At 42.2% G+C, this 9,003-nt stretch carries 3 protein-coding genes and 2 pseudogenes; 2 read left to right on the top strand and 3 right to left on the bottom strand.

Annotation, left to right across the window (positions count from 1 at the left end; genetic code table 11):
• Both CK510_RS20585 and drmD read right to left on the bottom strand, forming a co-directional pair.
• A pseudogene (locus CK510_RS20585) lies at nt 1–2,258 on the bottom strand (Eco57I restriction-modification methylase domain-containing protein); the annotation flags it as partial.
• Between the two features lie 100 nt (nt 2,259–2,358).
• Nucleotides 2,359–5,499 carry a DISARM system SNF2-like helicase DrmD gene (gene drmD, locus CK510_RS20590; RefSeq protein ID WP_095723484.1) on the bottom strand — a complete coding sequence of 1,047 codons (3,141 nt, stop codon included), beginning with the start codon at nt 5,497–5,499 and terminating at the stop codon, nt 2,359–2,361.
• A 283-nt stretch (nt 5,500–5,782) separates the two neighbouring features.
• On the opposite strand from drmD, the gene CK510_RS34425 reads away from it, so the two are divergent.
• Entirely contained in the window at nt 5,783–6,130 is a 348-nt protein-coding gene (locus tag CK510_RS34425) for a hypothetical protein (protein ID WP_373695818.1), read from the top strand.
• Between the two features lie 52 nt (nt 6,131–6,182).
• On the opposite strand, the gene CK510_RS20600 is transcribed toward CK510_RS34425, so the two are convergent.
• On the bottom strand, nt 6,183–6,431 hold the full coding sequence (locus CK510_RS20600; RefSeq protein ID WP_095723485.1) for a hypothetical protein: 249 nt from the start codon (nt 6,429–6,431) through the stop codon (nt 6,183–6,185).
• Between the two features lie 167 nt (nt 6,432–6,598).
• Between CK510_RS20600 and CK510_RS20605 the strand changes: the two are divergent.
• Nucleotides 6,599–9,003: pseudogene (locus tag CK510_RS20605) on the top strand (hypothetical protein); the annotation flags it as partial.

Here is a 9,003-nt window from a genome sequence, read left to right on the forward strand (position 1 = left end):
CCAATTAACCCCAATGTAACCCTTTCTCTTATGTCCAAATTCCAATAACGCAACTGTTCCAAACTCACCCCAATCAGCGAATCCCCACACTTTAACGCATGATCCACAAAGGTAAACGGACGATTCTTTTGCAGCGTGATCAACCACAGCGACAACTTCGCCATCTCCACCGCCAAAGGGTTTTTATCCACCCCATACAAACACCTGTCCGCAATTATCCGCCGTGCCACCATCAACCGTTCATCCGCATCCTTGGGAATTACACACTCCTCTGGACGCGACTTAGATAAAGTTCCCTCCGGTGCTGTCACCACCTGACCCGGATTCGCTTTTTCCGCATTTTCCCACGCTTCAACCAACCGTTCCCCCAAATAGCGACAAGTCTGTACCAAAAACGCCCCCGAACCCATCGCCATATCGCAGATTTTCAACTGTAATAACTCTGCTGCTGACTTGAGTTTCCACTGTTCTTTCGGCTTCCCCTCAGCCACACCCTCATACACCAACGGTTCCAAGGTGTACTGCACAATTTCCTCGGTCAAACTGCGCGGCGTGTAGTGGGTTCCCGTCTCCCTGCGATCGCTTCCCTGGGTCACATATACGCTTCCCGTGGGAATCACTACCGGATATTCGAGGGTATCCAATCGCACTAAACTGAAAAATGGTAGGACGCGATTATATAATTCTTGGTCATTATCGCAGGCTATGAGGAGTTTTTGGAGTTGATGAGGACTATTATTAGCCCTTTCTTCTTTAATATGAGGACTAAAGTCCTCACTACGAACGTGAATGGCTTTTTTGAGGGTGGATTCGGAACGTCCGGTTTGTTGTTTGAGGTATTTGATTAATTCGGCTTCGCTTTTGGTTTCTAGCGTTTCCAGGGAAATTTCCGGTTCTTGGAATTTTGTTCCTATCAACCCCAAAACGGGAGAATTTGCCCGAACTGCCGTATGGTCGAGTAAACCCTCGTATACGTGACCAATTTGTTCAATATCCAAGGCTCGGAAGGAAATTTTCCGAGGTTCTACGGAGCCAGCAATTTTTATTTGTAATATTTGCAGTGCTTCCAACAAATGCAATACAATCCTGTTATTCACCGGAATTGGCTCGGCAGAGACTTCTTGCCAACTGCCACCCGTGCGACCTTCCAAAAACGGAAACCTGTCGGGGTCAAATAAACTACCACCATAAGCAGGAAGATGCAGGCGATCGTGGTCAATTCCCCCGTATACAGCCCTAAATGTCGCCAACAACCGACACCAAGCATCGTAACGTCGTTCTAAAACCTCTTCTCCAAACTTATCTGCCTTTTGTTGCAACTGTTCCCGCAGGGTGGAAACGGCATAAAATTGGTCGTAAATCGGTTCCCCCAATAATAATAAATCCCGTTCCTCGGCGGAAAATAAAAATACCAGCCGCATCATCACCGTCAATGCAGCTTCGTACAGTGTGGTTTCCGAAATACCTTGAAGTAAACTACGGTTGCGATCGCGATCGATTTTATCTAATGCTTGTACCAACACCTCTACTGCCTTGCGTACCTGATACCCCAATTGGTCGGTAACTTCCTGCTGGTCGTTAACACTCGCAGTTAATAGCGCTTCCAAAGTTTGCCCATCATCCACACCGAAGAAGCGAGCGACACCCAACAAGCTGCGGAAAGCACGTAAAGTAATATGCTCCTCTAACCACAGCGCCCCATACCAGGAGATAAAACCAGTCGTTTCCCCCCGTGGCGCGTTTACCAGCAGCCAATGTTCCCCATTTGTCACCAATCCCAACCGCACATTACAGGTGTGCAACAACTCCATCATCCGCGTTGCTGGACTGGCTTTCCAACGGCGGTCTTTCAGAGGTTTTTCTAAGTTTTGGTCTGGGGGAACGATTTGGATGAGTAAGCGAGGACTGAAGTCCTCACTACGAACAATCCAATCGGGACGTAAGGTTTCACCCTGTTCAGCAATTGTGGCAGCCAGCCCCGTGGGAATGCGCTGACCTGTTAATAAAACTTCATCTGGCAATTCTAAAGTCTGCCGCAGCACAAAATCTACCCATGCCCGATGAATTGCTGGTTCAGGTTTTGCCCCTAATTGATTATCCTGCCATTCCTCATATGCCGATCGCAGTAATTTCAAGTGTTCCGGATCGTGGGCATCCAATCCATTGGGAAACACTTTCAACAGTACAGGTAAACTGAGAAAAGGACCAGAAGCCTCAACTAGAGATAACCATTCAGCGTGATGACGGGCAGTAGACATAGGAGAATTAAAAATAATAGTTTAGTTAAAGGCTCGTAGTAAGGACTTTAGTCCTTATCTTACTTCTTGAATTATGAGGACTAAAGTCCTCACTACAAACTTACCTTGCTAACTTTTGGGGAATCAAATAAGTTACCGCAAGGGGAAACAATCTTGGTGTCGGATTTGCAAACCTAGCTTGAATTGCAGCCACCTCACGCTCAATTTCTGCTGGAATTTGCTCTACTCTCGCTTTAAGACTGTTAATATTACGCTCAAATTGTTCCACCTCAGCCGTATTAAACAATTCCAACTGCTTAAACTCAGGTTCATCCAGTTCTTTGAGAATGCTTTGACGCAATTCCGTTAAAATCGCCGTAATATCAGCCGCTTCTTTGGCAGCGCGATCGCCTAAATCTCGTTGTAAACTTTTACTACGGTCTTCCATCCGCGATTCCAAAGATTGCATCAATGCAGGAGCGTGACTATCCCATAATTGGGCTAATCTCTGTCGGATATTTTCCGGTGCTAATTCTGGCAAAGCTGCGGCAAGCGCTTCTTGAATTTTCATCACTCCCAAACGGTTAAATTTACCTTCTTTTAGCAACCCACCAGCAGTAATTACCTCTTCGTGTAACCTCTGTTGGTCGCTTCCCAAAATTATCAAGCGTCCATAAGCGATAACTGCGGGTGTATCCAATACCGAGTTGGGGACAATTCTCGCTGTTACCCGATGCAAATTTTTTCGACCTTCCTTCGACCAAACTTCAGCCCGTAACAACCGCAAGCACATCTGTACCAAACGATGATTTAAGTGGGCTAACACCACATCATCTCGACCATGTGCCAATTCTGGGTCAAAAACAATTGGACGAATTTCCTTAGTGTGGGGATGGGCTAAACCTTCACTGCAAACAGCCCAGCTACTTTTTAAAGGTGGTAAATAATAGGCATTCCCTGCAATTTTTGCTGGAATTAAAGCTGGTTGCTGCGCCAATTCCAAACCAATTTTGACCACAGCCTCAATATTATCGGGAGTTAGGCGCAAATGTTGACGGGTTTCATCCAACTGTTCCCGCAGTTTTTCGATTTGCGATCGCACCTGGCGCTCAAATTTTAACATCCGTCGCACGGCTTCCGATTCCCTCTCTGCCAAAGTGGTATCTAAAACAGTGCGATATCCCATCATCGCTTCTTCCACCTGTGCTGCAATCACAGGTCCTACCTTACCCAAATCTTCGCGGATATTGTGTACTTTCAGCGCTGCCCGCATCAGAAATTCTAAATCCCCTTCCAACTCACCCGGTTTTACCCCTGTGGTAGAATTGTCTTGGTAATTTTTGCCAACAAAGTGGTATATCCGCACTTCTTTAGCTTTTTGCCCATGACGGTCAATTCGACCATTACGCTGCTCCATCCGGTTCGGGTTCCAGGGTATTTCGTAGTGAATGAGGCGCGAACAGAAATTCTGCAAATCCAAACCCTCACTTGCAGCATCCGTTGCCAATAATATCCGCACCGAGGAAATATCCGGTGATGCTTGAAACGCAGCTTTTACCTGTTCCCGGTCTTCCGATTTCATTCCACCGTAAAGCATCATCAAACGTTCCCCTTCCACCAACCCCTTAGCTGCAAACAAGTTATACAACCATTTTTGAGTAGCGCGATACTCTGTAAAAATTATTACTCGTTCCTTTGACCATTTACCATCTGGTTTAATTTGGGTATGAATCCAGTTAAGCAACTCTTGAGCTTTGGCATCAGACACTCTTGATATCGTCTCTGCCCATTCACGCATTTGTCTTAGTAAACTTTGTTCTTCTGCACTCAGTTCTCGAAATAACCTAGTTGTATTAGTAATTACCTCATCAGTTGATTCTTCATACAATTCATCATCAGCAAAATCTTCGTCAATTTGTGCTAATTGGCGGCGCAAAATACCTTCCGTCGGTCGAGATAAATTGCTGGAACCTCGACGACGGGAATTTTTCAGGGATTCTTCATGCTGTGCCAATGTTGTGGCAAATGCTTGGGGAGAGGAGAACAACCGCTTTTTTAACAATTTCAGGACAAATTCCGTAGCATATTTCTCGGTATTATCTGTTACTCCCTTGCAACGTAGTTCAGTATACCTTTTGAGATTTGCATGTACCTGTCGTTCTCCTTGGGGATAGTCCACAGCTATTGCGTCTAAGTGGCGCTGCGGAAATAGGGGGGAACCATCCCAATTTTGCATTTCCGACTTGAGGCGACGTACCATAATTACCTGTAACTGCTTGCGATCGGGAGAAACACCCCGTGCAAACCGTTGGGTATCGAGTAATTCTAATAACGCTGTAAAACTCTCAGGGTAGCCATTGTGGGGTGTTGCCGTCAAAAATAACTTATGTTCAAAATGGGGGACTAAAAGCCGAATTGCCGCAGTTCTCAAGGAATCAACAGCATAATTACCCCCACCAGAAGGAGCCACATTATGTGCTTCATCCACAATTAGTAGATCAAACTTGCGGGGATATATGGATTCTCCCTCCCCCGGTAACAACTCCCGCAATAAACGCAAAGGGCGATCGCGTTTGAGAAAATCGATAGAGGTAATCAACCGGGGAAAATGCTGCCAGGGATTGACGTGAATTCCTCGCTTCCGTCGTAGTTCCTTCATTAAATTACTATCTACTACCCGAAAATCCAAACCAAACTTATCCCGCATTTGGTCTTTCCACTGAATTTGCAGCGAAGATGGACAAACTATCAATATTCGCCGACAGCGATCGCGGATAATTAATTCTTGGGTAACTAATCCAGCTTCGATGGTTTTACCCAAACCCACATCATCGGCAATCAGTAAATTCACGCGAGGCATTTGAATCGCTCGCACCACCGGATCGAGTTGGTAATCTTCAATGTCAATACCACTACGAAACGGAGATTGTAACGTGCGAATATCAGCAGTCGAAGCCGCACCCCAGCGTACCGCATCGAGAAACCCATCCAAAATCGCAGGTGCATCAAAACCCGTCGGTTTCGGCAACTCCATTTTTTCATAAACTACAGCCCCAGGTTCCAATTCCCAAATTACCTGTAGCTCCTCCCCCAAAGCATCGTCTTCGACTGAAGATAAACTCACCAAATACTGTGATTTTCCCACCGCACTCAGCATTGGATTCGTAGGTAAAGTGGTATTACGAACATCCGTAACTACAAATTGCCGGGAACGAACGTTAACCAATTGACCTTGTTCTGGGATGGTTCTGACTTTAGTCATAATTTGAGGGTAAGCGCCATTGACAATAGAAAAACAGTAATTAATGAATACTGTAATTATTGTTACCGCTATTTTTCAATACAGTCAAATGTGCTAGACGTAGGCAACACTAACCTCTACTCTTTCTGAGACAACCCTAATTGAGCAAGTTATGTCTTAAATTCAAGAATCTCCGTACCTTGAAGTCAGAGAGTGTCAAAAGTCAGATAACAATCCCATCCCTCACGGGATAAATAGTAGAGAAAAAATGGAGGAAACTATGTCGAAACTAAGAGCGATACCTATGGGAAACTGCCTTAACGCATACAAAAAAACAAAAATAGCTCTACGAATATCTCAACTTTTTAAAGCATCAGAAAATAAAGGAAGATATAGAATAAAATGTCGAAATAGAAGCTTTCTTGGCGGCATTAACCTACCCACTTCCAACACTCCAGCAAATTCCCCATCTTTACCAGAAAGGGAAATCATCAAACACACTTTAATTGGTTCGAGTAAAGCGATTACCGGAACAATGCGGGTTCTTCATCAACTTGGATATGCGGATATTAACGATTGGAGTCCTTTAGTCCCAAGTCCTAATCCTGGAGAACTGATGAGTATTTTAATTCGCTCGATTTCCGTACAATAATCATCCAGATATTTAATAAAAATGCCCCTGTTGGGGCAATATTTATTTTCGACTAAAACACTTCTTCATCTAATATATTTGGTAAGCTATTTGGCACTATATTCGGCTGCTTTTCTTCCGGCATCTTTATCTCCAGCCATTTCTCCAACTCCTCATCTTCTAATCTAGATAGCTCTTCCTGTTGCATTTGCAAACCCGCGATCGCAGCTAAGTCGTCGGCATCAATTATACCTTCAGCCAACAAATCACTATCAGTATCGAAGTCATATATTGAACTATATTGTGGTTCTAAATGACTCATAGTTAACCTCACAGTTAGATACTAAATTTTAATACAAAAATGTTATTTGTAGAGGATATTTTTTTTATCACTATAGTGATAGCAATATTTATGCCTTCAGGCTTATCTTCCCATAGATAGAAGACAAATAAATTAAGAAGTTGTAATCCCAAAAAATATAATTATCTATGGCAATTATCCTAGAACACTTCTGCACCAAAACAGGAAAACCCATTGTCGTTAACGATATACCAATTACTGAAACAATCGAACATTGCTTGGCAGAATATTTTGCTCCCAATGCCACATTTAAATTAGGGACAGTTTATCGAGGTTTAACGACTGAATCAGACCTACAGCAGTTTCAAAAGCAAGGTTGGAGCTTAGAATTTGCTGCTGACGATCGCTTTTATTTTATGGATGAATCGCTGTGCGTGCAAATGTTCGATCGACCCCACTTTGGTGCAGCTTATGGGAGTAATATGTTTACACCCTGTAAGAGCTTTGCTGAAAGAGAAAATTTGCGGGTTTTAGTTGTAAATGCAACGACAGGAGAAAATGGTGGAGTTTTGTCACCAGAAACAGCAATTAAATTAGTTGGAGATGGTGACGGGAAAATCGATATACGCTTGCATCAAGAGTTAGGAAATGAAGCTCAAACACCATTTCAAACGAGATTTGGAATCAAGGAAAAACGCCAAGGTTTGAACGATGAAAGCAAACCACTCGATTCAACATGGCAGCTAGGAAAGGGCACATTTGCACCTCGCGATTTATCTAAAATTGGTGGTGGATATGACCTGGTGATTTCTACAGAACAGTTGAAGGGAAGAGTACGGGAACAGGAGTGGGGAGGAGGGAAAGAGGGAGAGAGCAGGAAAGAATCTGCTCCTATAAACCCTGGTGAATACACAATGAAAATCGGGATTGGAAATAAAACCGATGCTTACTATGGGATGACTTCTACAGGTTCTCAATTTTGGAATTCTTTTCCTAACGGTGTAAAAGGTGATGTAATTCCCCGTTTAGAACAGCGTCTCGAAGAACTCAAAGAAATGACAAATGACCCTCGCAAAATAGCCCAGGATTATGTGAGGTCAATCGATGTTGGATGTATGGATAGAAGAAATCTAAGCGATTGCGATCGCCACTCCCATAAGGAGTATAATGACGATTTTATTGACTTCGACCATCTCAATTTAGAAGAATTTGAAAAATTAATCGATCGCACTTTTGGCGATAGGGATCGAAATATGATATATCGCATTTTAAGGGCAGATTTAGAAGGACACTATCAACTTTTAGAGCATCCCAAAATTATAGATAAACTCCAAGAACATTGGCGCAAGCAATATCTAGATTGTGCTAGCGGACGATTTATAAAATTCGATTCGGCTATGGCACAAACTTGTCATGAATTAGCAGCTAATGAAGTATCTTATCCAAATCTTCCCGATGGAGAAGAAGTAATTGTTTATCGAGGACCCACGGCAAATAGTAATACGATTAATATTTTTATTAATAGACATTTAGATAACGAGTCTTTCGACAAAGGAACTATTAAAATGTCACCCCAAGGATTGAAAATATCCTTGAGTGATTGTGATGGCGATCGCATGTCAATTGCCCTTGCATCTGAGTTTCCCCACACTACAGCAGAAATCAAACAAAAACAGCTTCAAGAAAATCGCTATACAGAAATTATCAAGTTAGCAAAAAAGTCTTATGAAGGTAGTTTTGAGCAAATAGCACTACAAGCAATGGAAAATAAAGTTGGTTTAATTGCCAACTTATGTATGAAAGGTATTGCCCTAGAAAATGAGTGTCTTTGCATTCCTCAAAATGAAGTTGCTGATTTCATCCGAAGTATTTGTCAAGGTATAGAGAAAATGTTAGCCGCAGAAACAGATAAACAATATCCCGTTCAATATCCAGATAGAATTAAAAAGCAAATTTTAGAAATATCTGATTTATGTAAACTAGAAGCATTAGAAACTAATCAAAATAATATTTTAGAAAAATCCTGTAATTTATATCATGATGTAGTTGGGATATTAGGAGGAGAACTGCAAATAGAAGTAGATCGCGGCAAAAGTGCAAATCGTTCCAATCCAGAAATTATTAATGCCTGCAAAGTTATTGTCACCAATCCCGATATCGCACCTTGGGTTGAAGAACGAAAAATAGACGAGGTATTTTCAAGTCGAAAAATGAACATTAAAGGTCATGGAGCTATCGATATGATGGTAAAAATGACCAACGAAGTATTTGCAGAAAGTTCGCTGATTCCTCGTTCAACCCAGCAGTTCCAAGATTTATTTAAAGGAGTACAATTTTCGCCACAAGAAAAGCTAAAAGCAATTGAAATTAAGAAAGAGTATGATGCTTTAATCAATCGAGCAATTACAACGAGTCGTGAGTTAGAACAAACAACCGCACCGAGAATTATTGTAACTAGTTGTGATGGCAGTAAAATTGACATAATTGGATTACCCAATTCCCTAAATTCTCATATATTCGATACTAACAAAAATTTTAATATAAAAATTGTTGAAAATAATTTTGAAAAAACACAAGATAAGAACAACTATTT

It is taken from the genome of Brunnivagina elsteri CCALA 953, from assembly GCF_002289455.1.
GTDB lineage: Bacteria > Cyanobacteriota > Cyanobacteriia > Cyanobacteriales > Nostocaceae > Brunnivagina > Brunnivagina elsteri.

What these genes read in the sequence shown, in the direction of transcription:
- drmD (WP_095723484.1), bottom strand. Translation starts at nt 5,499, where the DNA reads ATGACTAAAGTCAGAACCATCCCAGAACAAGGTCAATTGGTTAACGTT.
- CK510_RS34425 (WP_373695818.1), top strand. Translation starts at nt 5,783, where the DNA reads ATGGGAAACTGCCTTAACGCATACAAAAAAACAAAAATAGCTCTACGA.
- CK510_RS20600 (WP_095723485.1), bottom strand. Translation starts at nt 6,431, where the DNA reads ATGAGTCATTTAGAACCACAATATAGTTCAATATATGACTTCGATACT.